This window comes from Pseudomonas alkylphenolica, from assembly GCF_004025535.1.
Taxonomy (GTDB): Bacteria; Pseudomonadota; Gammaproteobacteria; order Pseudomonadales; family Pseudomonadaceae; genus Aquipseudomonas; species Aquipseudomonas alkylphenolica_A.
In genome coordinates this window covers 622,922-649,269 of record NZ_QJRG01000033.1, presented here as the reverse complement: position 1 = coordinate 649,269, position 26,348 = coordinate 622,922, and the positions used below count along the sequence as shown (strand labels likewise).

General features: G+C 61.1%; 26 protein-coding genes. 17 read left to right on the top strand and 9 right to left on the bottom strand.

Annotation, left to right across the window (positions count from 1 at the left end; translation table 11 throughout):
* Nucleotides 1–52 precede the first annotated feature (52 nt).
* The 4 genes from purE (at nucleotide 53) to DM813_RS03025 (ending at nucleotide 2,554) form a co-directional block, all read left to right on the top strand.
* Complete coding sequence (gene purE / locus DM813_RS03040; protein WP_028942499.1) at nucleotides 53–544, top strand: 5-(carboxyamino)imidazole ribonucleotide mutase; 492 nt, start codon at nucleotides 53–55, stop codon at nucleotides 542–544.
* A 10-nt stretch (nucleotides 545–554) separates the two neighbouring features.
* Nucleotides 555–1,637: a 5-(carboxyamino)imidazole ribonucleotide synthase gene (locus tag DM813_RS03035; RefSeq protein ID WP_128321952.1), complete on the top strand. Its 1,083-nt coding sequence runs from the start codon at nucleotides 555–557 to the stop codon at nucleotides 1,635–1,637.
* Nucleotides 1,638–1,730: 93 nt separating this feature from the next.
* Nucleotides 1,731–1,976: a GlsB/YeaQ/YmgE family stress response membrane protein gene (locus DM813_RS03030; protein ID WP_028942497.1), complete on the top strand. Its 246-nt coding sequence runs from the start codon at nucleotides 1,731–1,733 to the stop codon at nucleotides 1,974–1,976.
* A gap of 44 nt (nucleotides 1,977–2,020) precedes the next feature.
* Complete coding sequence (locus tag DM813_RS03025; protein ID WP_164897200.1) at nucleotides 2,021–2,554, top strand: DUF3299 domain-containing protein; 534 nt, start codon at nucleotides 2,021–2,023, stop codon at nucleotides 2,552–2,554.
* A 2-nt stretch (nucleotides 2,555–2,556) separates the two neighbouring features.
* Here the strand turns inward: DM813_RS03025 and DM813_RS03020 are convergent, their stop codons facing one another.
* Together DM813_RS03020 and DM813_RS03015 are read right to left on the bottom strand one after the other, a co-directional pair.
* A complete protein-coding gene (locus DM813_RS03020; RefSeq protein WP_128321950.1) occupies nucleotides 2,557–3,453 on the bottom strand; it encodes a D-hexose-6-phosphate mutarotase in 897 nt (298 codons plus the stop codon).
* A 72-nt stretch (nucleotides 3,454–3,525) separates the two neighbouring features.
* Nucleotides 3,526–3,927 (bottom strand): acyl-CoA thioesterase, encoded by a 402-nt coding sequence (locus DM813_RS03015; RefSeq protein ID WP_009402429.1) that lies wholly within the window; start codon nucleotides 3,925–3,927, stop codon nucleotides 3,526–3,528.
* A 373-nt stretch (nucleotides 3,928–4,300) separates the two neighbouring features.
* Here DM813_RS03015 and DM813_RS03010 point away from each other — a divergent pair, with 373 nt between their 5' ends.
* From DM813_RS03010 to DM813_RS02975, 8 genes are all read left to right on the top strand, one after another.
* Complete coding sequence (locus DM813_RS03010) at nucleotides 4,301–5,590, top strand: MFS transporter (RefSeq protein ID WP_128321949.1); 1,290 nt, start codon at nucleotides 4,301–4,303, stop codon at nucleotides 5,588–5,590.
* 161 nt (nucleotides 5,591–5,751) lie between these two features.
* Entirely contained in the window at nucleotides 5,752–6,750 is a 999-nt protein-coding gene (locus tag DM813_RS03005; RefSeq protein WP_128321948.1) for a phosphate ABC transporter substrate-binding protein PstS, read from the top strand.
* Between the two features lie 138 nt (nucleotides 6,751–6,888).
* Nucleotides 6,889–9,177, top strand: coding sequence for an ABC transporter permease subunit (locus tag DM813_RS03000; protein ID WP_128321947.1), 2,289 nt, complete (start codon nucleotides 6,889–6,891; stop codon nucleotides 9,175–9,177).
* A gap of 17 nt (nucleotides 9,178–9,194) precedes the next feature.
* A complete protein-coding gene (gene pstA / locus DM813_RS02995; RefSeq protein ID WP_128321946.1) occupies nucleotides 9,195–10,865 on the top strand; it encodes a phosphate ABC transporter permease PstA in 1,671 nt (556 codons plus the stop codon).
* Between the two features lie 85 nt (nucleotides 10,866–10,950).
* Nucleotides 10,951–11,784, top strand: a complete 834-nt coding sequence (pstB, locus tag DM813_RS02990; RefSeq protein ID WP_128321945.1) for a phosphate ABC transporter ATP-binding protein PstB — start codon at nucleotides 10,951–10,953, stop codon at nucleotides 11,782–11,784.
* A gap of 56 nt (nucleotides 11,785–11,840) precedes the next feature.
* Nucleotides 11,841–12,599: a phosphate signaling complex protein PhoU gene (phoU, locus tag DM813_RS02985; protein WP_128321944.1), complete on the top strand. Its 759-nt coding sequence runs from the start codon at nucleotides 11,841–11,843 to the stop codon at nucleotides 12,597–12,599.
* 162 nt (nucleotides 12,600–12,761) lie between these two features.
* A complete protein-coding gene (locus DM813_RS02980; RefSeq protein WP_128321943.1) occupies nucleotides 12,762–13,658 on the top strand; it encodes a response regulator in 897 nt (298 codons plus the stop codon).
* Between the two features lie 140 nt (nucleotides 13,659–13,798).
* Nucleotides 13,799–14,695, top strand: a complete 897-nt coding sequence (locus tag DM813_RS02975; protein WP_128321942.1) for a M23 family metallopeptidase — start codon at nucleotides 13,799–13,801, stop codon at nucleotides 14,693–14,695.
* A 7-nt stretch (nucleotides 14,696–14,702) separates the two neighbouring features.
* Here DM813_RS02975 and DM813_RS02970 read toward each other — a convergent pair whose 3' ends face one another.
* The 3 genes from DM813_RS02970 to phoB all read right to left on the bottom strand — a co-directional run bounded on the left by DM813_RS02970 (nucleotide 14,703) and on the right by phoB (nucleotide 18,199).
* A complete protein-coding gene (locus tag DM813_RS02970; RefSeq protein ID WP_128321941.1) occupies nucleotides 14,703–16,043 on the bottom strand; it encodes a hemolysin family protein in 1,341 nt (446 codons plus the stop codon).
* Between the two features lie 113 nt (nucleotides 16,044–16,156).
* The gene (phoR, locus tag DM813_RS02965; protein WP_241653129.1) at nucleotides 16,157–17,431 is read right to left on the bottom strand and encodes a phosphate regulon sensor histidine kinase PhoR; all 1,275 of its coding nucleotides are present in this window, start codon (nucleotides 17,429–17,431) and stop codon (nucleotides 16,157–16,159) included.
* Between the two features lie 78 nt (nucleotides 17,432–17,509).
* Entirely contained in the window at nucleotides 17,510–18,199 is a 690-nt protein-coding gene (gene phoB / locus DM813_RS02960) for a phosphate regulon transcriptional regulator PhoB (RefSeq protein ID WP_128321939.1), read from the bottom strand.
* A 145-nt stretch (nucleotides 18,200–18,344) separates the two neighbouring features.
* Here phoB and DM813_RS02955 point away from each other — a divergent pair, with 145 nt between their 5' ends.
* Nucleotides 18,345–18,716: a COG4315 family predicted lipoprotein gene (locus DM813_RS02955; RefSeq protein ID WP_128321938.1), complete on the top strand. Its 372-nt coding sequence runs from the start codon at nucleotides 18,345–18,347 to the stop codon at nucleotides 18,714–18,716.
* 34 nt (nucleotides 18,717–18,750) lie between these two features.
* On the opposite strand, the gene ubiA is transcribed toward DM813_RS02955, so the two are convergent.
* Both ubiA and DM813_RS02945 read right to left on the bottom strand, forming a co-directional pair.
* Entirely contained in the window at nucleotides 18,751–19,641 is an 891-nt protein-coding gene (ubiA, locus tag DM813_RS02950; RefSeq protein WP_128321937.1) for a 4-hydroxybenzoate octaprenyltransferase, read from the bottom strand.
* Nucleotides 19,641–20,204, bottom strand: a complete 564-nt coding sequence (locus DM813_RS02945) for a chorismate lyase (RefSeq protein WP_128321936.1) — start codon at nucleotides 20,202–20,204, stop codon at nucleotides 19,641–19,643. The genes ubiA and DM813_RS02945 overlap by 1 nt, the downstream gene beginning before the upstream one ends.
* 167 nt (nucleotides 20,205–20,371) lie before the next feature.
* Between DM813_RS02945 and DM813_RS02940 the strand changes: the two genes are divergently transcribed.
* The 4 genes from DM813_RS02940 (at nucleotide 20,372) to DM813_RS02925 (ending at nucleotide 22,767) form a co-directional block, all read left to right on the top strand.
* Nucleotides 20,372–20,539 (top strand): rubredoxin, encoded by a 168-nt coding sequence (locus DM813_RS02940; RefSeq protein ID WP_128321935.1) that lies wholly within the window; start codon nucleotides 20,372–20,374, stop codon nucleotides 20,537–20,539.
* A 33-nt stretch (nucleotides 20,540–20,572) separates the two neighbouring features.
* Complete coding sequence (locus tag DM813_RS02935) at nucleotides 20,573–21,721, top strand: NAD(P)/FAD-dependent oxidoreductase (RefSeq protein ID WP_128321934.1); 1,149 nt, start codon at nucleotides 20,573–20,575, stop codon at nucleotides 21,719–21,721.
* A 188-nt stretch (nucleotides 21,722–21,909) separates the two neighbouring features.
* Nucleotides 21,910–22,182 (top strand): HU family DNA-binding protein, encoded by a 273-nt coding sequence (locus DM813_RS02930; RefSeq protein WP_128321933.1) that lies wholly within the window; start codon nucleotides 21,910–21,912, stop codon nucleotides 22,180–22,182.
* 210 nt (nucleotides 22,183–22,392) lie between these two features.
* Nucleotides 22,393–22,767, top strand: coding sequence for an SCP2 sterol-binding domain-containing protein (locus tag DM813_RS02925; RefSeq protein ID WP_128321932.1), 375 nt, complete (start codon nucleotides 22,393–22,395; stop codon nucleotides 22,765–22,767).
* A 22-nt stretch (nucleotides 22,768–22,789) separates the two neighbouring features.
* Here the strand turns inward: DM813_RS02925 and DM813_RS02920 are convergent, their stop codons facing one another.
* Nucleotides 22,790–24,190 carry an aminoacyl-tRNA deacylase and HDOD domain-containing protein gene (locus DM813_RS02920; RefSeq protein ID WP_128321931.1) on the bottom strand — a complete coding sequence of 467 codons (1,401 nt, stop codon included), beginning with the start codon at nucleotides 24,188–24,190 and terminating at the stop codon, nucleotides 22,790–22,792.
* Nucleotides 24,191–24,268: 78 nt separating this feature from the next.
* Nucleotides 24,269–26,344, bottom strand: a complete 2,076-nt coding sequence (gene recG, locus DM813_RS02915; RefSeq protein ID WP_128321930.1) for an ATP-dependent DNA helicase RecG — start codon at nucleotides 26,342–26,344, stop codon at nucleotides 24,269–24,271.
* Between the last annotated feature and the right edge of the window lie 4 nt (nucleotides 26,345–26,348).

Genomic DNA, 26,348 nt, shown 5'->3' with positions numbered 1-26,348 from the left:
GGCTTGTTGTTTTTTGACGCGCCTGCGGGCGCCCAAGAGAAGAGGCTCGACGATGAGTGCACTGGTTGGCGTGATCATGGGCTCCAAGTCCGATTGGTCCACCCTTAGCCACACCGCCGATATGCTGGAAAAACTCGGCATTCCCTACGAGGTCAAGGTGGTTTCTGCCCACCGTACCCCGGACCTGCTGTTCCAGTATGCCGAAGAGGCCGAAGGCCGTGGCATCGAGGTGATCATCGCCGGCGCCGGCGGCGCTGCCCACCTGCCTGGCATGTGTGCGGCCAAGACCCACCTGCCGGTGCTGGGCGTGCCTGTGCAGTCGTCGATGCTCTCCGGAGTCGACTCGCTGCTGTCGATCGTGCAGATGCCCGCCGGTATCCCGGTCGCCACCCTGGCCATCGGCAAGGCCGGTGCCATCAACGCCGCGCTGCTCTCGGCGAGCATCCTCGGCGCCAAGCACCCGCAGTTCCACAGCGTGCTGAAGCAGTTCCGCGCTGAGCAGACAGACAACGTTCTGGACAATCCAGATCCGCGCCAGGCCTGAGGTCAAAAGCATGAAAATCGGTGTAATCGGTGGCGGCCAGCTGGGTCGCATGTTGGCCTTGGCAGGAACGCCGCTGGGCATGAACTTCGCTTTCCTCGATCCGGCGCCGGATGCCTGCGCCGCGCCACTGGGCGAGCACCTGCGTGCCGATTACGGCGACCAGGACCATCTGCGCCAGCTGGCTGACGAAGTTGACCTGGTCACTTTCGAGTTCGAAAGCGTACCAGCTGAAACCGTAGCGTTCCTGTCGCAGTTCGTACCGGTCTACCCGAGTGCCGAATCGCTGCGTATCGCTCGCGATCGCTGGTTCGAAAAGAGCATGTTCAAGGACCTGGGCATTCCAACCCCGTCGTTCGCCGATATCCAGTCGCAAGCCGACCTGGATACCGCCGTCGCCAGCATCGGACTGCCTGCCGTGCTCAAGACCCGTACCTTGGGTTATGACGGAAAAGGTCAGAAAGTGCTGCGAACTGCCGAAGATGTTGTCGGTACGTTCGCCGAACTGGGCAGTGTGCCGTGCCTGCTCGAAGGCTTCGTGCCATTCACCGGCGAAGTGTCGTTGATCGCCGTGCGTGCCCGCGATGGTGAAACCCGTTTCTATCCGTTGGTGCACAACACCCACGAGAACGGCATCCTGCGCCTGTCGGTCGCCAGTGAAGACCACCTGCTGCAGGGTCTGGCTGAAGACTACGCCGGTCGCGTGCTCAAGCAGCTCGACTACGTCGGTGTGCTGGCGTTCGAGTTCTTCGAAGTCGACGGTGGCCTCAAAGCCAACGAAATCGCTCCGCGCGTGCACAACTCCGGGCACTGGACCATCGAAGGCGCCGAGTGCAGCCAGTTCGAAAACCACCTGCGCGCCGTTGCCGGCCTGCCGCTGGGTTCGACCGCCAAGGTCGGCGAAAGCGCCATGCTCAACTTCATTGGTGAAGTGCCGGCAGTCGACAAGGTGATTGCCATCGACGAGTGCCACCTGCATCACTACGGCAAGGCCTTCAAGGTCGGGCGCAAAGTGGGTCACGCCACCCTGCGTTGTGACGACATGGCGAGCCTGGAACAGAAGATCCAGCAGGTCGAAGCCCTGATCCAGGGCTGAAGGGAACCTTCTCTCTTCGATGTCCCTCTGATGGCGGGATGCCAAAGCGCTGACTAGGCTTTGGCATGCGCCAACTCACTCAGAGGGATTGCCATGGGCATCATCGGAACCATCTTCATCGGCCTGATCGTCGGTTTGCTGGCACGCTTCATCAAGCCTGGCGACGACAGCATGGGCTGGATCATGACCATTCTCCTCGGCATTGCCGGGTCGCTTGCGGCGACCTATGGCGGCCAGGCGCTGGGCATCTACCAGGCCGGAGAGGGCGCGGGCTTCCTTGGCGCACTGGTGGGCGCGGTCGTGCTGCTGGTGATCTACGGCATGGTCAAAAAGAACTAGTGGCAGGCTAGAATGCTCGGCAATTTTCATTGCCGAGCAATGCCATGCGCCGTGTATTACTGCTTTCACTGTTGCTCATCAGTAGCCTGGCGCGCGCCGAGCTACCGGAAACCGACTGGCTGGAGCTCATGCCCAAGTCGGACCAGAAAGCGCTCGAACAGATGCCTGAAATCGACCACGACTCGCCGGAAGCCAATGGTACCTTTACCGAAAAAGGTGGCATGAAGCAGGCCAGGGGCCTGCCTGCGGTGATGTATTCGACCAAGACCGTGGCTGCCATGAATGGCAAACAGATCCGCTTGGGTGGCTATCCGGTGCCACTGGAAACCGATGCCAAGGGTAACAGTACGCTGTTCTTCCTCGTCCCCTATCCGGGCGCCTGTATCCACGTTCCGCCACCGCCGCCAAACCAGCTGGTGCTGGTGCGCTACCCCAAGGGCCTGAAGCTCGATGATATTTACACGCCGCTGTGGGTCAGCGGCGCCTTGAAGATCGAGAAGGTCAGCAATGACCTGGCCGATGCCGCTTATGCAATGGATGCGGCCAAGGTGCGGGTTGTGGAAGACGCCGATCTGTAGGGTTAGAGCGGTTCGCTAACTAGGGTCAGACTCAATGAGTGACTGGCCCCAGGTGCCAAGGTCACTACGTCATCCCACACATTGGCCGTCTCGATGCACAGCATGCGCTGCCAGCCATCATCAGCCATGTCTGGCAGCTCTGCAGCGCGATCGGTCCATGGGTTCCAGATAACGGCCGAGCGCGAGCCACTGCTGGTCAGGCGAATGCGTCGGTTCCAGCCCTGATCGACAATGCTCAACTGCGCCGGGGCCTGCAGATAGATGCGATCGGTTTCTCCGGCAAATCCCAGATGGCCCTGTTGCGTGCGTTGCTCCCAGTCAGCCAGGGTTTCGATATAGCCCAGGCCATCGACCCCTTCTACCTGTACGTCACGCACGTCGCTGACCGCGAAGTAGCTGTGCAGCGCCTGGCTGATCGTGACCGGAACGTTGTCGAGGTTATAGCTGGAGAGGGTGATACCCAGCTGTTCGCCCATGACGATGCTCAGCTTGAGCTCGACATTGTGTGGCCAGCCTGGGAGATCGCCCTGGGATTCGGGCAAGGTGAATTCGACCCGGACACTGTCGCCAGTGCTGTCGATACACAGCAATTGCCAGTCGCGACCGCGCACAAGGCCATGGGCAGGCCCTTCCTGTTCCAGGTACATAGCCTGAACAGGTGCGGGATTACGCTTGAGGTTGCCAAACCAGGGCCAGCACACCGGAACCCCGGCGCGTACCGATTTGCCCTGCTTGAAAATGGCCTGCTCGCTGAGCCACAGCAACGGCGGCTCGCCGAGCCGCTGATAGCTCAATACCTGAGCGCCCTGCTGGGCAACCAGCAATTCAGCGCTGGCGCTGGTGATGCGCCAGCAATTGAGCTCGCCGTGCTTTTCGGATTCAACCTTGGGTGTGGACATGCGCGTTATCTCATTGATGTGCCGTACGGTTTTCGACCGCTTGCATACCGTTGAGTTTACCGCGCAGCCGTGTCAGCGACGAGGAGGAACCGAACGGGTGCGGCCGCTGCCATCGATGGCAACGAACACGAACACCGCCTCGGTGACTTTGCGCCATTCGCTGGACAGCGGATCGTCACTCCATACCTCGACCATCATCTGGATCGAGCTGCGGCCAATTTCCAGGGTCTGGGTATAGAAGGAAAGTTGCGCGCCAACCGCGACAGGGACCAGAAAGGCCATGCGGTCGATGGCCACGGTAGCCACGCGGCCACCTGCAACACGACTGGCCATGGCCGTACCGGCAAGGTCCATCTGTGCGACCAGCCAGCCGCCAAAAATATCGCCGAAACCGTTGGTTTCACGCGGTAATGCGGTGATCTGCAGGGCAAGGTCGCCTTGCGGGATAGGATCTTCTTGTTCGAGTTCAATCATGCCGGGGGTGCCTCTGACCCGTGACGCTTCGTTGGTTGGCGCTATGACAGACGCCTCGAAAAACGATTCAGCACAACTATTCTACGCTGCTTTCGCTTTGCCAGGCGGCGAAGGGAAACTCTGCGAAACCGACTAAGCCTGTCTAGCAACGTCTTCGCACAACATCCTTCAGAAGATTCCAACAACCTCCTACAGGCGGCCAGTATATAGAGCCGAATGCGCAGCGACGACCATGTAGTCATGAATACTTGTATTGAATGTGTACTGCTATGTGCTTTTTCCGGCAATTTGATATCGTCACCGACTTATGTGGCCAAACATGCGCCACAGGCGGCCTGCCGTTCAAACAAGCGCTACCCAATAAGAGATAACTATGACCTCCGTGCCCGGCAGTATCGCGCAGCCTTCGAGGCCGCTGACCCGCAGTGACTACAAAACGCTCTCGCTGTCCGCCCTGGGCGGTGCGCTGGAGTTCTACGATTTCATCATTTTCGTGTTTTTCGCCACCGTGGTCGGCAAGCTGTTCTTCCCTGCCGACATGCCGGAGTGGCTGCGCTTGATGCAGACTTTCGGGATCTTTGCGGCGGGCTACCTGGCGCGGCCCCTGGGCGGGATCATCATGGCCCACTTCGGCGACCTGCTGGGGCGCAAGAAGATGTTCACCCTGAGCATCTTCATGATGGCTGTGCCAACCCTGATCATGGGCTTGCTGCCTACCTATGCGCAGATCGGCATGTGGGCGCCGATCCTGTTGCTGCTGATGCGCGTGATCCAGGGGGCGGCCATTGGCGGTGAAGTGCCCGGTGCCTGGGTGTTCGTCTCCGAGCATGTCCCTTCGCGCAATATCGGCTATGCCTGCGGCACGCTGACGGCGGGGCTGACCTCGGGGATTCTGCTCGGTTCGCTGGTGGCGACAGTGATCAACAGTATCTACAGCGCCGAAGAGGTCGCCGACTACGCGTGGCGTATCCCATTCCTGCTCGGTGGCGTATTCGGCCTGTTTGCGGTGTACCTGCGGCGCTGGCTGCACGAAACGCCGGTGTTCGCCGAGATGCAGGCGCGCAAGGCGCTGGCTGAAGAAGTACCGCTCAAAGCGGTGCTGCGTGAGCACCGCGGTTCCATCGTTCTGTCGATGCTGCTGACTTGGCTGCTGTCGGCTGGCATTGTCGTGGTCATCCTGATGACCCCGGCGCTGCTGCAAAGCCTCTACAAGGTCAGCCCGACCGACTCGCTGATGGCCAACAGCCTGGCCATCGTCCTGCTCAGCTTCGGCTGCATCGTGGCCGGCTCGCTGGCTGACCGCTTTGGTGCTGGCCGGGTGTTCGTAGTGGGCAGCCTGATGTTGCTGGCCAGCTCCTGGACCTTCTACCACACCTTGCCGACCCACCCTGAATGGCTGTTCCCGATGTACGCCCTGACCGGCCTGTGCGTGGGGATCGTCGGTGCCGTGCCGTATGTAATGGTGCACGCCTTCCCGCCAGTGGTGCGCTTCAGTGGCCTGTCATTCTCCTACAACATGGCCTACGCGATTTTTGGTGGCCTGACGCCGATGGTGGTGACCGCACTGCTCAAGTTCAGCCCGATGGCACCGGCCTACTATGTGGCCGGGATCTGCACCATTGGTCTGCTGGTCGGCCTTTATCTGCTGGCGAAAAAACGCTGAAGCCGCGCTAGCCCTGTCCTCGCAACATTTTGAAAAGGCCATCCCGGTAATCCGGTGATGGCCTTTCATCTAATTGTCACATTGGGTTCATAGAGTAGTCATACGGCCTGCAGATACTTGGGCCCGATCCATCTCACCCCAATTCCTGCTAGGAGCAAGGCATGAAACTGAAGCGTTTGATGGCGGCCCTGACTTTCGTCGCCGCTGGCGTTGCCACCGCCAATGCGGTTGCCGCTGTTGACCCTGCTATTCCGACCTACGTCAAAACCACTGGCGTGTCGGGCAACCTCTCCAGCGTCGGTTCCGATACCCTGGCGAACCTGATGACTCTGTGGGCTGAGGCCTACAAGAAGGAATATCCGAACGTAAACATCCAGATTCAGGCTGCTGGTTCCTCCACCGCGCCACCCGCGCTGACTGAAGGCACCGCCAACCTTGGCCCGATGAGCCGCAAAATGAAGGACGTTGAACTGCAGGCCTTCGAGCAGAAGTACGGCTACAAGCCAACCGCCATCCCGGTAGCGGTCGACGCCCTGGCCGTATTCGTGCACAAGGACAACCCGATCAAGGGCCTGACCATGGCTCAGGTTGACGCGATTTTCTCGTCCACCCGCCTGTGCGGCGGCAAAGCCGACGTGAAAACCTGGGGTGACCTGGGTGTGACCGGCGACCTGGCCAACAAGCCGGTCCAGCTGTTCGGCCGTAACTCGGTATCCGGTACCTACGGCTACTTCAAGGAAGAAGCCCTGTGCAAAGGCGACTTCAAGCCTAACGTCAACGAACAACCAGGCTCGGCTTCGGTCGTGCAGTCGATCAGCAGCTCGCTGAACGGCATCGGTTACTCGGGCATCGGTTACAAAACCGCTAGCGTGAAGACCGTGGCCCTGGCCAAGAAAGAAGGCGGCGAGTTCGTTGAAGACAACGAAGCCAACGCCCTGAACGGTACCTACCCGCTGTCGCGTTTCCTCTACGTCTACGTCAACAAAGCGCCGAACAAGCCGCTGGCTCCGCTGGAAGCCGAGTTCGTCAAGCTGGTGCTGTCGCAAGCTGGCCAGCAAGTTGTCGTGAAAGACGGTTACATCCCGCTGCCTGCGAAAGTAGCGGCCAAGGCCCTGGCTGATCTGGGCCTGGACCACGCCAAAGGCGTAGCGAAGAACTAAGTGTGAGCCTGGTGGGGTCTGGAAATGACCAGATCTCACCGCAAATTGCGAGTCCGCCGCCAGGTCCACTGAGCGGTGGGCTTTGTCGCGTCACTGCACTGTCATGTTTTTGTAATACGGGACCGCTAGGGTGTGCGCATGAATGATCTGGCCAACTCCACCATGACCCAAAATTCTCCCCCCGTGCGGATTGATTTCAATACGCCCGAACTGCAACGCAAGCGCCGTATGCGCGCGTTCAAGGATCGCCTGACCCGCTGGTATGTACTGGTGGGCGGGCTTGCCGTGCTGGCAGCGATCACCTTGATCTTTTTCTACCTGGCCTATGTGGTCGTACCGCTGTTCCAGGGCGCCACCCTGACCAGCAAGAAAGCGCTGGAGCCGACCTGGCTGAGCCAGGATGCCGGCAAGCCACTGATGATTGCCCTGGAAGAGCAGAACCTGGTGGGCATGCGGGTTTCCGACAAGGGCCAGGCACTGTTTTTCGACACCAAGACCGGTGCCGAACTCAAGCGCGTCGACCTGCCCGTACCGGCAGGCACCCAGGTGACGTCCATCGGCAACGACCAGCCGGGTAACCCGCTGGTGGTGCTGGGCCTGTCCAACGGCAAGGCACTGGCGTTCAGCCACAGCTACAAGATCACCTATCCGGACAACAAGAAGACCATCACCCCGGCTGTCGACTACCCGTACGGCCAGGAACCGTTCACCCTGGATGAAGAAGGCCGTGCGCTGGAGCACGTCAGCCTCAACGTCAACGGTGACACGCTGGTGGTTGCCGGTTCCACCGGTGCGCACCTGCAGGTCGTTTCGCTGAGCCGCGAAGAAAACATGATGACCGGTGAGGTCACCAGTGAGCAGAACCGCATCGACCTGCCGCAAATGACCGAGCCGGTCAAAGCGATCTTCATCGACCCGCGCCAGCAGTGGCTGTACGTGATCAACGGTCGGGCCCAGGCGGATGTCTTCAGCCTGCGCGAGAAGAGCCTCAATGGCCGTTACAAGCTGCTCGACAACGGCGATGCCGAAGTCACTGCCAGCACCCAGCTGGTCGGTGGTATCTCGCTGATCATCGGCGACTCCAAAGGTGGCCTGGCGCAGTGGTTCATGGCCCGTGACCCGGATGGCGAGCAGCGCTTCAAGCGCATTCGCGAATTCCAGATGGGCACTGCGCCGATCGTGCAGATCGATGCCGAAGAACGCCGCAAGGGCTTCGTAGCCCTGGATGCCAGCGGCAAGCTTGGCGTGTTCCACAGTACCGCACACCGTACCCTGCTGGTCGAGCCGGTCGCCGAAGGCGCAGGCATCCTGGCGCTGTCGCCGCGGGCCAACCGCATCATCGTCGAAGAAGGCGGCAAGCTGCTGCCGTTGACGCTGAAGAACCCGCACCCGGAAGTGTCCTGGAGCGCGTTGTGGAGCAAGGTCTGGTACGAGAACTATGACGAGCCGAAGTATGTCTGGCAGTCCACCGCATCGAACACCGACTTCGAACCCAAGCTGAGCCTGTCGCCACTGACCTTCGGTACCCTGAAGGCGGCGTTCTACGCGATGATCCTGGCCGCGCCACTGGCAATTGCCGCTGCTATTTACACCGCCTACTTCATGGCCCCTGGCATGCGCCGCAAGGTCAAGCCGGTGATCGAGCTGATGGAGGCGATGCCGACGGTAATCCTGGGTTTCTTCGCCGGCCTGTTCCTGGCGCCTTACCTGGAAGGTCACCTGCCGGGTGTTTTCAGCCTGTTCCTGCTGATGCCGATCGGCATCCTGGTCGCCGGTTTCACCTGGAGCCGCCTGCCGGAGTCGATTCGCCTGCGGGTTCCGGATGGCTGGGAGGCGGCGATCCTGATCCCGGTGATCCTGTTGACCGGCTGGTTCGCGCTGTACATGAGCCCGTTGCTGGAAACCTGGTTCTTCGGCGGTGACATGCGCCTGTGGATCACCAATGACCTGGGCATCACCTACGACCAGCGCAACGCTCTGGTGGTCGGTATCGCCATGGGCTTCGCGGTGATTCCAAACATCTACTCGATTGCCGAAGACGCCGTGTTCAGCGTGCCGCGCAGCCTGACCCTGGGCTCCCTGGCCCTGGGTGCAACGCCGTGGCAGACCCTGACCCGCGTGGTCATCCTGACCGCCAGCCCGGGGATTTTCTCGGCGCTGATGATCGGTATGGGCCGTGCTGTGGGCGAAACCATGATCGTGCTGATGGCCACCGGCAACACCCCGGTCATGGAGCTGAACCTGTTCGAAGGCATGCGTACCCTGGCCGCCAACGTGGCCGTGGAGATGCCTGAATCGGAAGTCGGTGGCAGTCACTACCGCGTCCTGTTCCTCGCCGCGCTGGTGTTGCTGATGTTCACCTTCGTGATGAACACCTTGGCCGAGCTGATTCGCCAGCGTCTGCGCAAGAAATACTCGTCGCTTTGATAGAAAGGTAGAGATCCGTGAAAAAGGATTCCCTCAAAAGCTGGTTCAAGAGCGGCGCCCCCGGCGTCTGGATCAGCGGTGGCGCGGTCGCCATCGCGGTGATCATGACCATCGGTCTGCTCTCTGTGATCGCTGTGCGCGGCCTCGGCCACTTCTGGCCGGCCGACCTGGTCCAGGCCACCTACAAGGTGCCTGGCCAGGCCGACCACGTCGTTGTTGGCGAAGTGGTACAGAAAGAAGAAGTGCCGCTGGCGCGCTTGAAAGGGGCCGGCCTGCCGGTGCCCGAGAACGGTCCGGAGTTCATGACCCGCGAGCTGATCAAGGTCGGTAACCGCGACCTCAACGGCAGCGACTTCACCTGGGTGGTCGGCGACTGGCTGACCGACATGCAGACGCCGGTCGACCTGATCGCCCTGGAACGCCGCGAGTGGGGCAACTTCTACGGCTACCTGGTCAGCGTCAAGGAAAACGGCAAGGTTGTCGCCGAAGGTCAGGCAGCCTGGACCGAGCTGCAGGCGCGCCTCAAGCGTGCCGACCAGTTGGCGGGTGAGCTGCAAAAGCTTGAGAAGAAGGACATCGGCGCCATCAACTACGGCCTGGAGCGTCTGCGCCTGCATGCTCGCAAGCTGGAGCTCGACGGTAAGCTGGATGCCGCCGCCCAGGCTGACATGGACGCTGAGCGCGCCGAGTTGAACAACCGTTACAAGGCTATCGAGGAGCGCCTGGGCAACCTGCACCAGGACTTCGGTCGCGATAGCCTGGTGGCCAAGGATGGCAACGGCCGTGAAGTCGAGATCAACCTGAGCAAGGTGGTTCACGCCTACCAGCCGAACGGCATGGGCTTCTTCACCAAGATGGGCGTGTATTTCGCCAAGGTCTGGGAGTTTCTTAGCGACGACCCGCGTGAAGCCAACACCGAAGGCGGGATTTTTCCTGCAATCTTCGGCACCGTGATGATGACCCTGATCATGGCCGTGATCGTTACCCCGTTCGGCGTGCTGGCGGCGGTGTACCTGCGCGAATATGCGCGCCAGGGCCCGGTGACCCGCCTGATCCGTATCGCGGTGAACAACCTCGCCGGTGTTCCGGCCATCGTTTACGGCGTGTTCGGCCTGGGCTTCTTCGTCTATGTGCTGGGTGGCTCGCTCGACCGCCTGTTCTTCCCTGAAGCGCTGCCTGCGCCAACCCTGGGTACCCCGGGCTTGCTGTGGGCTTCGCTGACCCTGGCGCTGCTGGCGGTGCCGGTGGTAATCGTCGCCACTGAAGAAGGCCTGGCGCGGATTCCGCGTACGGTGCGTGAAGGGTCGCTGGCACTCGGTGCAACCAAGGCCGAGACCCTGTGGAAGATCGTCCTGCCCATGGCCAGCCCGGCGATGATGACCGGCATGATCCTCGCCGTGGCCCGCGCCGCTGGCGAAGTGGCGCCGTTGATGCTGGTGGGTGTGGTGAAGCTGGCGCCGTCGCTGCCGGTGGACGGCAACTACCCGTACCTGCACCTGGACCAGAAGATCATGCACCTGGGCTTCCACATCTACGACGTCGGCTTCCAGAGCCCGAACGTCGAGGCCGCGCGGCCGCTGGTGTACGCCACTGCGTTGCTGCTGGTGCTGGTGATCGCCACGCTCAACCTGTCGGCAGTGTGGATTCGTAACCACCTGCGCGAGAAGTACAAGGCGCTGGACAGCTGATCGATACATCCTTTTTGCAAGTGCCGCCCGTGTGTTGTACCGGGCGGTTCGATGAAACGAAATTGATAGCGTATGGAGTCTGACCATGCAGCAAGAATCCCACGCCCACGGCATCGATATGTCGGCCCTGGGTCGTACCAAGCAGAGCCTGCAACTGGCCGATGAAACCGTGGCCATCGAAGTGCCTGGCCTGAGCCTGTATTACGGCGAAAAACAAGCCCTGTTCGACGTCAGCATGAACATCCCGAAACAGCGCGTGACCGCCTTCATCGGTCCGTCCGGTTGCGGTAAGTCGACCTTGCTGCGGACCTTCAACCGCATGAACGACCTGGTTGATGGCTGCCGTGTCGACGGCGCGATCAACCTGTACGGCAACAACATCTACCGCAAGGGCGAAGATGTCGCCGAACTGCGTCGTCGGGTCGGCATGGTGTTCCAGAAGCCCAACCCGTTCCCCAAGACCATCTACGAAAACGTGGTCTACGGTTTGCGCATCCAGGGCATCAACAAGAAACGCGTGCTCGATGAAGCTGTAGAGTGGGCACTCAAGGGTGCCGCCCTGTGGGATGAGGTCAAGGACCGTCTGCACGAGTCGGCGCTGGGCCTGTCCGGTGGCCAGCAGCAACGTCTGGTGATTGCCCGCACCATCGCGGTGGAGCCTGAGGTACTGCTGCTCGACGAACCGTGCTCGGCACTCGACCCGATCTCGACCCTTAAGGTCGAAGAACTGATCTACGAGCTGAAGTCCAAGTACACCATCGTCATCGTGACCCACAACATGCAGCAGGCGGCGCGGGTTTCCGACTACACCGCCTTCATGTACATGGGCAAGCTGGTCGAGTTCGGTGACACTGACACGCTGTTCACCAATCCGGCGAAGAAGCAGACCGAAGACTACATCACCGGTCGGTATGGCTAGGATTCAACGACTGAACGCCGCCTGACAGCACTTACCGGACGCTCCAAGGATTTCTCATGATCAATAAAGACAGCCTTACCCACCACATCTCCCAGCAATTCAACGCCGAACTCGAGGAGGTCCGCAGCCACCTCCTGGCGATGGGCGGTCTGGTTGAGAAGCAGGTCAATGACGCCGTTACTGCGCTGATCGAGGCCGACTCGGGCCTGGCCCAGCAAGTACGAGAAGTCGACGAGCAGATCAACCAGATGGAGCGCAACATTGACGAAGAATGCGTGCGCATTCTCGCTCGTCGTCAGCCGGCCGCTTCCGACCTGCGTCTGATCATCAGCATTTCCAAGTCGGTGATCGACCTGGAGCGCATTGGTGACGAGTCGACCAAGATCGCCCGCCGGGCTATCCAGCTGTGTGAAGAGGGTGAGTCGCCGCGAGGTTATGTCGAGGTCCGGCACATTGGTGATCAGGTGCGCAACATGGTCCGTGATGCGCTGGATGCCTTTGCCCGTTTCGACGCCGACCTGGCGCTGTCGGTCGCCCAGTACGACAAAACCATCGACCGCGAGTACAAGACCGCGCTGCGTGAACTGGTCACCTACATGATGGAAGACCCGCGCTCGATCTCGCGGGTACTCAGCGTGATCTGGGCCCTGCGTTCGCTTGAGAGGATCGGCGACCACGCGCGCAACATCTCGGAGCTGGTGATCTATCTGGTGCGCGGTACCGACGTGCGTCACCTGGGCCTCAAACGCATGAAAGAAGAGGTCGAGGGTGGCAGCGAAAAGGCTAATGTTCCGGCTGAAGCTGACGATAAGTAAGACTGCCCCGAGAACGAACGCCCGGCCTTGGCCGGGCGTTTTCGTTTGCGGTCGAACACCTCAAGGCAGCCGCGAACGAATCGACGAGTCCCGGCGTGAGCCAATGTTTGGCAAATGGCCATTAGTCAGCGTTATGCTAGTCGGGATTCAATAGGAGTGGCGATGAGTAAAGTCAGTGTGTTGGTTGTGGATGATGCGCCGTTCATCCGCGACCTGGTGAAGAAGTGCCTGCGCAACCATTTTCCGGGCATCGTCATCGAAGACGCGGTCAATGGTCGAAAGGCCCAGGCACTGCTGGCCCGTGAAGCCTTTGACCTGGTCCTGTGCGACTGGGAAATGCCGGAAATGTCAGGCCTGGAGCTGCTGACCTGGTGCCGCCAGCAGGAGTCGATGAAAGCCCTGCCTTTCATCATGGTGACCAGCCGTGGCGACAAGGAAAACGTGGTTCAGGCAATCCAGGCCGGTGTCTCCGACTTTGTCGGCAAACCCTTCACCAATGAACAGCTGCTGACCAAAGTGAAAAAGGCCCTGACCAAGGTCGGCAAGCTCGACACGCTGCTGGCCAGTGCGCCGACGCGCGCCAACTCAGCCTTTGCCAACGACTCGTTGAGCGCCCTGACCGGCGGGCGTGCCGAAACAGTGAAGCCGAGCGGTGCGCCAGCCGCCGCAGCTGCACCTGCCAAGCCGCTGATCAATGCGCCAAAACCGCCTGCAGCACCTGCTGGCCGTGGCCAGGGTCAACTGCGTTTGCCAAGTGGTGTGCAACCCTGTGTGATCAAGGCCCTGAGCCTCAAGGAGGCGCTGCTGGTCGTGCGGCGTGGTGAGTCCCTGCCACAGGTGCTGGAGGGCGCTGTGCTCGATCTGGAGCAGGGCGAGAGTGCAGAGGTTGCCCGGCTCAACGGTTACCTGCACGCCGTAGCGGCGCTGGAGCCCAAGCCGGACAGTGACTGGTTGCAACTGACCTTCAAGTTTGTCGACCAGGATGCCCAGAAGCTGGATTACCTGTCGCGGTTGATTGCGCGCGGTACGGCGCAGAAGCATTTCGTGCCTGGGGCCTGACCCGTAGGGTAGGTAGGCGCGGATGAATCCGCGCCTACACCGCCCGTCTCCTCGAACACCGCTGAAACATTCCCCTCCTACCTTCGGCAAAATCTGCTGCTAGTCTTCGACAGATCTCAACTGTCAAAAAGCCATTACTCATGTCCGCTCGCTTGCTGCTGTTCTGCGCCGCGTTGCTGGCCGCTGGCCCGACTACGGCCATGACCCTGTACAAAAGCACTGATGCCTATGGTGTGGTCTCGTATTCCGACAAGCCCATACCCGGCGCCGACACGTTTGTGTTTCGCGACAGCATGGTCGAGCATTTACAGGACCAGGTGAAGCTGCACGCCGTCACGTCTGCCGCCGGCGTGAGCTTCAGTGCCCGGAACGACACTTACGCGCCTGTAGAGGTGGAGTTGCGTCTGGATGGCCTGAGCAACGCCAAGGGCGGGACGTCGCGGCTGGTTCGCCGCGTGGTGCCTGCGCGCGCCGCCGTGTTGCTGACGATCGTCAACGCCCAGCAACCAGGCAAGCCTGTGCGTTATCAGGAGAAATTCCAGTACGCGCTGGGCAACCCGGACCAGCGTTCACAGGCATTCCGTTACCCGTTGCCATGGCGGGGTGGGCCGTTTCGTGTGACCCAGGGACCGAATGGCGGTTACAGTCATTTTGGTCCCAAAGGGCGTTACGCAATGGACATCGCCATGCCTGAAGGCACACCGATCATCGCCTCTAGGGCAGGCATGGTCATCAAGGTGGAGAACAACCAGAGTGGGCGCGGCACGCACCCGGCGGGGAATTTCGTGAGGATCCTGCATGACGACGGCACCATGGGCGTCTACCTGCATCTGATGCGCGGTTCGGTGGTCGTCCGCGAAGGGCAGTCGGTGGTGTACGGCACGCCGCTGGCGAAGTCTGGCAACACCGGCAACAGCACCGGCCCGCACTTGCACTTTGTCGTGCAGCGCAACGTCGGGCTGGAGCTGGTGTCGATTCCTTACCAGTTCAACCAGCCCGTCGGCGGATTGCCAAACTTTACTGCCGGTAACCCCTGAAGGGTGCTCAATCGAGCTTGAGCACCTTGGCCAGGACAATCTTCGGGCCTTTCATCTTCTTGATGATGATGCGCAGGCCTTCGACCTCCAGCACCTCTTCTTCTTCAGGTACGCGCTTGAGGGTTTCGTACACCAGGCCGGCGAGGGTTTCCGCCTCAATGTGGTCCAGGTCGACGCCCAGCAGGCGCTCAACCTTGAACAACGGCGTGTCGCCACGTACCAGCAGCTTGCCTGGCTGGTAGGCGAGGATGCCGCGTTCAGCTTTGCGGTGCTCGTCCTGGATGTCGCCAACCAGCACTTCAAGCACGTCTTCCATGGTCAGGTAGCCAATGACTTTGCCGTCGGCTTCTTCGACCAGGGCAAAGTGCGCACCGCCCTTGCGGAACTGCTCGAGCAACTGCGACAGGGGCATGTGGCGGGACACGCGCTCCAGCGGGCGGGTCAGCTCGGCGAGGTTGAACGATTCGGGGAGGTGGTCGAGGTCGGCCAGCTCCAGCAACAGGTCCTTGATGTGCAGCAGGCCGATGAACTCACCGCGTGCGGCATCGAGTACCGGGTAACGGCTGAACTTGTGCCGGCGGAACATCGCCAGGATTTCCTTGAGCGGCGCGTCGGCATCGAGGTAGACCATGTCTTCACGGGAGTTGGCCCAGTCGACCACCTCCAGTTCGCCCATTTCCACCGCCGACGCCAGTACCCGCATGCCTTGGTCACTAGGGTCCTGGCCGCGGCTGGAGTGCAGGATCAGTTTCAGTTCGTCACGGCTGTAATGGTGCTCGTGGTGCGGGCCGGGTTCACCCTGGCCGGCAATGCGCAAAATGGCATTGGCGCTGGCGTTGAGCAGGTAAATTGCCGGGTACATCAGCCAGTAGAACAGGTACAACGGCACCGCCGTCCACAGCGACAGCAGTTCGGGTTTACGGATGGCCCACGATTTGGGCGCCAGCTCACCGACGACGATGTGCAGATACGAAATCACAAAGAAGGCACTGAAGAACGACACGGCCTTGATGACTTCCGGCGACTCTACGCCGACTGCGGCCAGTAGCGGCTCCAGCAAATGCGCGAACGCCGGCTCACCCACCCAGCCCAGGCCCAGGGAGGCGAGGGTGATGCCCAGCTGGCAGGCCGACAGGTAGGCATCCAGCTGGTTGTGTACGGTACGCAGGATTTGGCCGCGCCAGCCATGTTGCTCGGCGATTGACTCAACTTTTGTCGAACGCAACTTCACCATGGCGAACTCGGCGGCAACGAAAAAGCCGTTGAGCAGCACCAGCAGCAGAGCAAAAAGAATCATGCCGAAGTCGGCGAACAGTGAGGCGAGGCTAATACCAGGGGAAGGGTCCATGATGGGGTTTTACGGGGTCCGTCATTTGAAAAAAAGAGAAAGGCCTGCCAGTACGAACTGGCACAAGTCCGCCAATGTAGCGGGTGAGGGCGCGATTGCCTAGGGGCGGGCCTTCAGGAGGCCACGCGTTGGGCTATCTGCACGGGAGCGAAATGACAGGTAAAGGTGCTGCCGTGTCCGGGCACGCTGCTGATTTCCAGGCGCGCACGGTGACGCAACAGCACGTGCTTGACGATCGCCAAGCCCAGGCCGGTGCCACCGGTATTGGAGGCGCGGCTGGAGTCGACCCGGTAGAAGCGTTCGGTCAGGCGCGGCAGGTGCTTGGCGTCGATGCCGATTCCCGAGTCCTGAACGCTCAGGTGCGCACCTTGCTCGTCCACCCACCAGCGGATGCGGATCTGGCCTTCGTCCTGGGTGTATTTGACGGCATTGAATATCAGGTTGGAAAACGCACTGCGCAACTCGGCTTCGCTGCCCTTGAGGTAGATCCCCGGGGTGGTTTCCAGGTTGATGCGCTGGTTTCGCTGGCCGGACAGCGCCTGGGCATCGCTCTTGATCGATTGCAGCAAGCTGTCGATGGCAACCGGCTGATTGTCCGAGGGGTAATCGGTGGCTTCAAGTTTGGCCAGCAGCAGCAGGTCATTGAGCAACGTTTGCATGCGCCCGCCCTGTTGCTGCATTTGCTGCAGCGCACGGACCCAACGCGGATTCACCTCTTCGACATTGTCGAGCAGGGTTTCCAGGTAGCCAGCGATTACCGTCAGCGGCGTGCGCAGCTCATGGGATACGTTGGCCACGAAATCCTTGCGCATCTGTTCCAGCTGATGGATACGGGTGACGTCGCGTACCAGCATCAGGTGTTCGTTGTTGCCGTAGCGGGTGATATGCAGCTGGATGCGCAGGCGGTCGTTGATCGGCGACGGAATTTCCAGCGGCTCGAGGTAGTTCTCCAGTTCGAAGTACTCCTTGAAGCGTGGATGGCGCACCAGGTTGGTTACCGGCTGGCCGCTGTCCTGTGGGGTCTTCAGGCCCAGCAGGGTTTCGGCGGCGCGGTTCCACCATTCCAGGTTGCCGTCGCTGTCGAGCATGATCACCGCATCCTTGAGGGCGGCGGTAGACTCCTGGACCCGGTCGATCACCGCCTGCAGGCGGCCCCGCACACGCTGGTCGCGACGTTGCAGGTGATAAATGCTGTCGAATACCTCGCCCCACAGGCCATAGCCATCGGGAGGTGCTTCGTCGGGTTTGTGCAGGCGCAGCCATTCATGCAGGCGCAGCAACTGCTTGAGTGTCCAGCCCAGGTAAAGCGCCAGGCCCAGGGCCAGGCTCCAGCCGTAATAGCCGCTGATCAGGCCGACCAGCAGGCAGGCGGTGATCAGCAGCAGCATGTGGCGAATCAGGGTGCCATGCCAGTTCTGGTTCAATTAACGACGCGTCCTTTCAAATACCTTGGCCTGATGACCGGTTCAGCTCTTGGTCGAAAAGCGGTACCCGGTGCCGCGTACGGTTTGTACCAGATTCTCGTAGGCATCACCCAGCGCTTTGCGCAGGCGGCGGATGTGCACGTCGACCGTGCGCTCTTCGACGTAGACGTTGCCGCCCCAGACCTGGTCAAGCAGCTGGCCGCGGGTGTAGGCACGCTCCTGGTGGGTCATGAAGAACTGCAGCAGTCGGTATTCGGTAGGCCCCATCTCGGCCGGTTTGCCGTCAATGGTCACCCGGTGGCTGATGGGGTCAAGCAGCAGGCCGCCGACTTCGATCGGTGCTTCGCCATCGTTGGGCCCGGCCCGGCGCAGGACCGCCTTGAGGCGGGCTACCAGTTCGCGGGGCGAGAACGGTTTGGTGATGTAGTCGTCCGCACCCACCTCAAGACCCTGGATCTTGTTGTCTTCCTCGCCCTTGGCGGTGAGCATGATGATCGGAATGTCACCGGTCAGCTCATCGCGCTTCAGGCGTCGGGCCAGCTCGATGCCCGAGGTGCCCGGCAGCATCCAGTCCAGCAGGATCAGGTCCGGTTTGCGATCAACGATGATGGCATGGGCCTGCTGCGAGTTCTCTGCCTCCAGGCAGTCATAGCCGGCCATTTCCAACGCAACGGCGATCATCTCGCGAATTGGCGCTTCGTCGTCAACGATCAGAATGTTTCTGCCAACCATGCTCAAACCTCTTCCCATTCAGGTGTCTTGGCCCGCATTAGATAACGGAATTATTGCAGTCGTGTGACAGGTCGTGGGGGTTTCAGCAACATTCGGTTACTGGGCTAGGCTTAAATTCCCAATCCCGAGAAACATGGTGGATCCAATGACACGACATACGCTGAACTGGATGGCGCTTTTCACTGCAGTGGCGCTGGCCTTGCCGGGGATTGCCTCGGCGCATCATGCCATGATGAAAGACGGTGTGATGGTCGACCATGCAGGGATGACGCTGTACACCTTCGACAAGGACTCGGGTGGCAAGTCCATGTGCAACGATGAGTGTGCCAAGAACTGGCCGCCGCTGATGGTCAAATCCGGCGATACGGCCGAAGAGGGCTGGACCCAGATCAAGCGAGACGACGGTTCCATGCAGTGGGCGTACAAAGGCAAGCCGGTGTACACCTTCATCAAAGACAAGAAAGCCGGTGACATGACCGGAGACGGCATGAAAGACGTCTGGCACGTGATCAAGTAGCGTCCCCGCCATTGCGCTGACTGCCCTCGAGGCGTCAGCGCAGTGCGTAGTCCAGCACGATGCTGATGAAGATCAGCAGCCCTGCCCAATGGTTGTGCAAAAAGGCTTTGAAACATGACTCGCGGTCCAGCTTGCGGGTTGACCAGAACTCCCAGACGAAGCACAGCAACGCCGCCACCAACCCCAGGTGGAACCAGCCGCCCAGCTCGAAACGGTTACCGGCCATCAGCAGGCAGCCCAGCGACAGCACCTGCAAGGTCAGGATGATGACCCGGTCGGCTTCGCCGAACAGGATGGCGGTCGATTTGACCCCGATCTTCAGGTCGTCGTCGCGGTCGACCATGGCGTAGTAAGTGTCATAGCCCACTGTCCACAACAGGTTGGCGATGTACAGCAGCCAGGCAATCGCCGGCAGCTCGCCTGTGGCGGCGGTGAAGGCCATCGGAATGCCCCAGGAATACGCCGCGCCCAGCACTACCTGTGGGTAGTAGGTGTAGCGCTTCATAAAGGGGTAGCAGGCTGCCAGGGCTACGGCACCGAACGAAAACCACACGGTTTGGGCGTTGGTACATAGCACCAGCAGAAAACTCACGCCAACCAGCACGGCGAACAGCACCAGTGCTTCACGGGCGTTGATCCGGCCAGCGGCCAGGGGGCGGTCGGCGGTGCGTTTGACGTGGCCATCGACTTTGCGATCGGCGAAGTCGTTGATGGCACATCCGGCCGCACGCATCAGCACCACGCCCAGGGTGAAAATCAGCACGTTGGCAAGCGTTGGCGTGCCCTTGGCCGCGATCCATACCGCTGACAGGGTGGGCCACAGCAGCAGGTAGATGCCGATGGGGCGGTCCATGCGGCTTAGCTGAATGAAGTCCCAGGCCCGCGGGTGCAGGCGATTGAGCGACTTGAGCAGCTGCAGGTACATCAGCGGATCTCCCCGGAAATCTCGGCGACTTGCCACAGTGATGGCAGGAAAACTTCGGCAACCAATATGCTCAGCGCATCGCGGTCAAAGCGCGAGCGGCGGCCCCACAGGGCTTCACTGGCATTTAGCGCTGGCAACCAGGCTTGCGGGTAATGGCAGACTTCGATGGCCCGGCGGGTAAAGGCCTGGTCGCAAAACAACAGCTCGCCCAGAGAGCGGCTGCCCAGTGCTTCCATGTCCAGCCCGCCGCTTTCCAGGGCACTTCGCGCGGCAACGCTGCGGGCGAAGACCCAGGGTTGGCCGTGGCCGCGCAGATACACTTCGCGCACCCAGCCTTCACTACCTGCTGGTAGGTCAAGGGCTCGGCATTCGTCATCACGTAGAGGCTGCCAGCCTTCGCAAAGGGGTGTTACAGAAAAATGATCGGCGGATAATCGAGTCAGGCGACGGGTAAGCGAGCCTTCATCGAACAACCAGTCAAGGAGGGCCGGTGCGGTGCAGTCTGCTACCTGTGAGTGCTGCAGCCATTCTGCAGCCGGCGCTTGCGATGTTTCGTACGGCACGATGGTATGGATTAACAGGCCAAAGAGACCGCGAGCTTAGCATGATTGCCCAATCCGGCTTGCATGCTGGCACCTGGCTCCAGTACAAAGCCCCTCCCTGATGGCCGCCACTGTAACGATTCCGAGAGCGGCCACTCCAAAGCCTGTGTGAGTTGAGGACTAGTGTGATGAAGAAGTGGCAGTGCATTGTTTGCGGCCTGATCTACGACGAAGCCGAAGGCTGGCCGGATGACGGCATTGCCCCGGGCACCCGTTGGGAAGATGTGCCGGAAGACTGGCTGTGCCCCGACTGTGGCGTGGGCAAGATCGATTTCGAAATGATCGCTATCGGCTGATCAATTTTTAACCTGATGGAAGGAAGGCGCGGCATGACGGCACCCGTAGTAATTGTCGGTACAGGATTGGCGGGCTACAACCTGGCCCGTGAGTTTCGCAAACTGGACGGCGATACGCCGCTGTTGCTGATCACTGCCGACGATGGCCGTTCGTATTCCAAGCCGATGCTTTCCACGGGTTTTGCCAAGAACAAGGATGCCGATGGCCTGAGCATGGCCGAGCCCGGCGCCATGGCCGAGCAGCTCAAGGCCGAAGTGCGCACGCACACCCGTATCAGTGGCATCGATCCAGGCCACAAGCGCCTGTGGATTGGCGAGGAGCAGGTGGCTTACCGCGACCTGATCCTGGCCTGGGGTGCGCAAACCGTGCAGGTGCCGGTTGAAGGGGATGCCGGTGCGGCGATCTATCCGATCAACGACCTGGAAGATTACGCCCGGTTCCGCGCAGCTGCAGCCGGCAAACAGCGGGTGTTGATCCTGGGGGCCGGGCTGATTGGCTGCGAGTTCGCCAACGACATGAGCCTGGGCGGTTACCAGGTCGAGCTGGTCGCACCCTGTGAGCAGGTCATGCCGACCTTGCTGCACCCCGCGGCGGCAGGCGCCGTGCAGGCTGGCCTGGAAGGGCTCGGGGTGCGCTTTCACCTGGGGCCGGTACTGACCCGCCTGCAGCGGGTTGCTGAGGGGCTTGAGGCGCATCTGTCTGATGGCACGCTGATCCGTTGCGACCTGGTGGTGTCGGCGGTGGGATTGCGCCCGCGTATCGACCTGGCGGCCGCCGCAGGCTTGCAGACCAATCGCGGCGTTGTGGTCGACCGGCAACTGCGTACCTCTCACGCCAATATCTACGCACTGGGCGATTGTGCCGAAGTCGATGGGCTCAACCTGCTTTACGTCATGCCGCTGATGAGCTGCGCCCGCGCGTTGGCGCAAACCCTGGCGGGCAACCCGACGGTTGTTACCTACGGGCCGATGCCGGTAACGGTCAAGACCCCTGCTTGCCCCTTGGTGGTCTCGCCACCACCGTATGGTCGTGAGGGCAAATGGCAGGTTGAAGGCCAGGGCAGCGACCTCAAAGTGCTGTGTCATGATGCCGAGGGCAACCTGTTGGGCTACGCCCTGACCGGCACCGCTGTCATGGAGAAACTGGCTCTAAATCGGCAACTTCCAGCGCTCATGGCATGAATGGCTGGTGTTCTGTCGTATTTGCCATGTAATTGCCCCAACAATGGCCGCCCTTAGACTGGCGCGGCCCCTGACGGCATGCCATTCTCACACCCGTCTGCCGCAGTTTAGAGCCTGCGGTGCCTTGGGCGCTGTTCTCGAAGAGCAGCACGGCATAACAACAAAAATCCCGTCAAAGAGGCTTCACTATGCGCAAACCAGAACTCGCCGCAGCCATCGCTGAAAAGGCTGATCTCACCAAAGAACAAGCCAACCGTGTACTCAATGCCGTGCTGGAGTCGATCACCGCGGCGCTGCACAAAAAAGACAGCGTGACCCTGGTCGGTTTCGGTACCTTCGAACAACGTCATCGTGGCGCACGCACTGGCAAGAACCCACAAACCGGTGAGCCGGTGAAAATCAAGGCGAGCAATACCGTTGCGTTCAAACCGGGCAAGGCCCTGAAGGAAAGCGTCAACTGAGTGATGCCACGCCGCGCTTGAACGTATTACAAAAAACGGGCACCCGATACGGTGCCCGTTTTTTATTGCGTCGTGCACTGTCTTGGGTGCCGAATAACCCGGTTACAGAGCAAACAGCACTGATCTTCGCGAAAAGAGTGGTTAAGTATGGTGTTTTTGTAGCGAGACTATAAACTGCTCCGCCAGTCACTTTTTAGCCGAGGCGTGCACATGAAGTTTCGCTTTCTCCTTTGGGCCATGGGGTTGTTGATGGCCAAAGCCAGCCGCAACAACCCGGCCTTCCAGCAGCAGCTGACCGACAAGGACCTGGTGTTCCAGTTGCAAACCCTGGATGGCAAGGTGGCGCGCCACTTCGTGGTCAAGGACCTGCGCATCAGCAGCCACTCAGGCACCCACGCGCAACCGGCGTTTGCCATCGCGTTCAAGGATGCAGCTTTCGGTTTTGCCACTCTGCAAGCGAAGAACAAGCAGTTGGCATTCATGCAGGGGATTCAGGACAAAAGCATCCAGATCAAGGGCAACCCGGCGCTGGTGATCTGGTTCCAGGGCTTGATGAAGTACCTCAAGCCCAAGAAAAAGGCCTGACCCGGCGGGGCAGGCCTGTTGTTCAATGCTGGCCGAATTGTGAGGCCAGCTCGCGCAGTAGCGCTTCCGCTTCAAGCACTTTGCTCACGACATCTTCCGCTTTTTCGCGGGAGATGCTCAGGCGTTCCAGCAGCTCATCGGGAATCGGCTCGTCAGGCCCGGAGCCGATACCACGGGCGCGCAGCAAGCGTACCGCGAGGCAGGCCAGGTTCGGGAATGCCGCATGGTCGCCGTCGTAATAGGGATCGTGCTGAAAGCGCAGTGCGGTCGCCAACTCCTCCGGCATGTCCCAGAAACGCATCAACCAGGCACCGATCTGCTCACGGCTGATACCCAGCAGGTGTTGCTCGACGTAGCTGTGGCACAGGTGCGGGTTGACCTCCAGGTGGCGGCAGATCAACGAGAAGTGTGGCGGGAAGACATGCGCCAGCAGCAGGTAGCCAAAGTTGTGCAGCAGCCCGGCCAGGTAAGTCAGGCCCGCTTCCGGGCGTTCTGCACGCGGCATGGCGCGGGTCAGGCCCTCGATCACGGCGGCGGTGTAGATCGATTGCTGCCAGTAGGGCGTGGCTTGCTGCGGGTGGTCCTTGGGCAGGCTCAGGGTCTTGCCCAGGGCCAGGCCCAGTGCGAGGTTGATCACCAGGTCGAAACCCAGCACACGCACGATGGCATCTTCCACCGAGCGAATTTTGCCCGGTGAGGCGTAATAGGGGGATGCGGCCCAGCTGACAACCTGGGCGGCCAGCGCCGGATCGGTCTCGACCACGCCGGTGATGTCATCGATGGTTGCGTTGGGATCGACGCGCAGCTTGATGATCTTTTGTGCGGTTTCGGCCAGTGGCGGGATCTCGATGGTGTTTTCCAGGCGCTGCTGGATACGCCGCGCCGTGAAGGCCTGGACGGCCTGGGAGATCTCTTCGCGGTCATCGGTAGGGCGGTCGAGGTTCGGGCGAATATGGCTCAACGGCTCGCCAAAGTTGCCGGCGCTGGCCTTGCTCAGCATCTTCTTGAAATCGTCGCGTTCGATTTCCAGCAGCAAGCCGGCTTCGCCGGAGTGGATCAGCAGCTTTTCAGGCTTGAGCAGGCTCTCTTCATAGAGGCAGGGCGAACTGGTCAGCGCCGGGATGCCTGGCAGCTGCTTGAGCCCATGTTTGTCGAGCATCTGCTTGAGACGCTCCAGCGGTACGGCGGCAAGCTTGCGCCCGGTCAGTTCGGTCAGGCGGTTAAGGTCGAGCAGTTGATTCTGCGGGAACAGCACCATCAGAGCGCCGACTTCATCATCGAGCAACACCACCTGGGCCTTGCGCTCGGGCAACAGGTGAGGGTGGTCCAGCACTTCGCGATAAGCGATGCCGAGCTTTTCCAGCAGCAGCCGGATAACAGACGGAGCGTGGGGGGTTGCGGTGTCCAGAGCAACTTCAGTCATGGTCTGTATCCAGAAATTTTATAATCGCAAGAGTATAACCAGCTTCAGCGACAAGCTGGATCCATTCTGGGACGGGCGTCACACCTGTCCATATTGCTGACCATGGCGTAGCCACCGATCGAGCAACGGACTGACATGATCCGGCCAGCGTGCCAGCAGGGCCTGGGCGGCATCACGCACCGCTGGCAGCAGGTCGGCGTCGCGCATCAGGTCGGCCACCTTGAACTGCAACAGGCCGGTCTGGCGGGTGCCGAGCATTTCGCCGGGGCCGCGCAGTTCCAGGTCTTTTTCGGCGATGATGAAGCCATCGTTGGTTTCGCGCATGATCCCCAGGCGTTCACGGCCGATCTGTGACAGCGGCGGGTGGTACAGCAGCACACAGTGGCTCGCCGCACTGCCGCGACCGACCCGACCGCGCAACTGGTGCAGTTGGGCCAGGCCCAGGCGCTCGGGGTTCTCGATGATCATCAGGCTGGCGTTAGGCACATCGACGCCAACCTCGATCACCGTGGTGGCCACTAGCAGTTGCAGTTCGCCCTGCTTGAATTGCGCCATGACGGCGGCCTTTTCAGCGGGCTTCATGCGCCCATGGATCAGACCGACACGCAGCTCGCCCAAGGCGCTGCCCAATTCTTCGAAGGTGGTTTCTGCCGCTTGGCAGGTCAGCTCTTCGGACTCTTCGATCAGAGTGCATACCCAATAAGCCTGGCGGCCTTCGGCGCACGCGGCGCGCACCCGCTCGACCACTTCAAAGCGTCGGCTGTCAGCCACCAACACCGTGTTGACCGGCGTACGTCCGGGCGGCAGTTCATCGAGGATCGAAGTGTCCAGGTCGGCGTAGGCGCTCATCGCCAGTGTGCGAGGGATCGGGGTTGCGGTCATGATCAGCTGATGCGGGCAGAGTTGCCCGCCGACACCTTTCTGCCGTAGCGCCAGGCGCTGCTGCACACCGAAACGGTGTTGCTCGTCGATGATCGCCAGGGCCAGGTTCTTGAACTTCACCTCGTCCTGGAACAGCGCGTGGGTGCCCACCACCATTGGCGCGCCTTGGGCAATTTGCTCCAGGGCACTGGCCCTGGCCTTGCCCTTGAGCTTGCCGGCCAGCCAGGCGACTTCGATACCCAGGGGTTCCAGCCAGCGCTTGAAGGTCGCAAAGTGCTGCTCGGCAAGAATCTCGGTGGGCGCCATCAGGGCGACCTGATAACCGGCTTCCAGTGCCTGCAGGGCGGCCAGCGCGGCGACCACCGTCTTACCGGCGCCGACATCACCCTGCACCAGACGCAGCATCGGCTCCGACTGGCTGAGGTCATAGGCAATCTCGTTGCCCACCCGCTGTTGTGCGCCCGTTGGGGCAAAGCCGAGGTTGGCCAGGTACTGTTGCGGCAGGCGGGTTGCCTTGGGCAACGCCGGCGCCCGTTGTGCGCGCAGGCTTTCGCGCAGGCGTTGCTGGGAAAGTTGATGCGTCAGCAGCTCTTCGAACGCCAGGCGGTGCTGGGCCCAGTGCTGGCCTTCAGCGAGCTCATCGACGTCGGCATCGGCGGGTGGGTGGTGCAGGTAACGGATGGCATCATCTAGTGGCGCCAGCTGGTAATCCCGGGCCAATTCCAGCGGCAGCCAGTCGGGCAGGCTGCGCGGACCAAGCATGGCCAGACTCTGCTGGCTCAGTTGGCGTAGGCGCTGCTGAGTGAGGCCTTCGGTGGTCGGGTAGATAGGCGTCAGGGTTTGCTCCACCGGTGCAGGTTCGTCGCCGGTCAGGGCGCGGTATTCCGGATGGTAGATTTCCAGGCCCGAGGCCCCGGGGCGGGCTTCGCCATAGCAACGCAGGTGAGTGCCGCGCTTGAGGCCCTCTTTTTGCGCATTGCTGAAGTGGTAAAAGCGCAGGCTCAACACACCGGTGCCGTCACCCAGCCGCACCAGCAGGCTGCGGCGCTTGCCCATGACCACGTCGGTACCACTGACGACGCCTTCGATCACTGCATCCTGGCCAGGGCGCAGGGCCCCGATCGGGACCACGCGGGTGCGGTCCTGATAGCGCAGGGGCAGGTGGAAGAGTACGTCCTGAAGGTTTTCCAGGCCGACCTTGGCGAGCTTCTCGGCCATGGCCTCGCCCACGCCCTTCAATGCAGTCACCGATACCTGGGACAACTCCGGCATGACG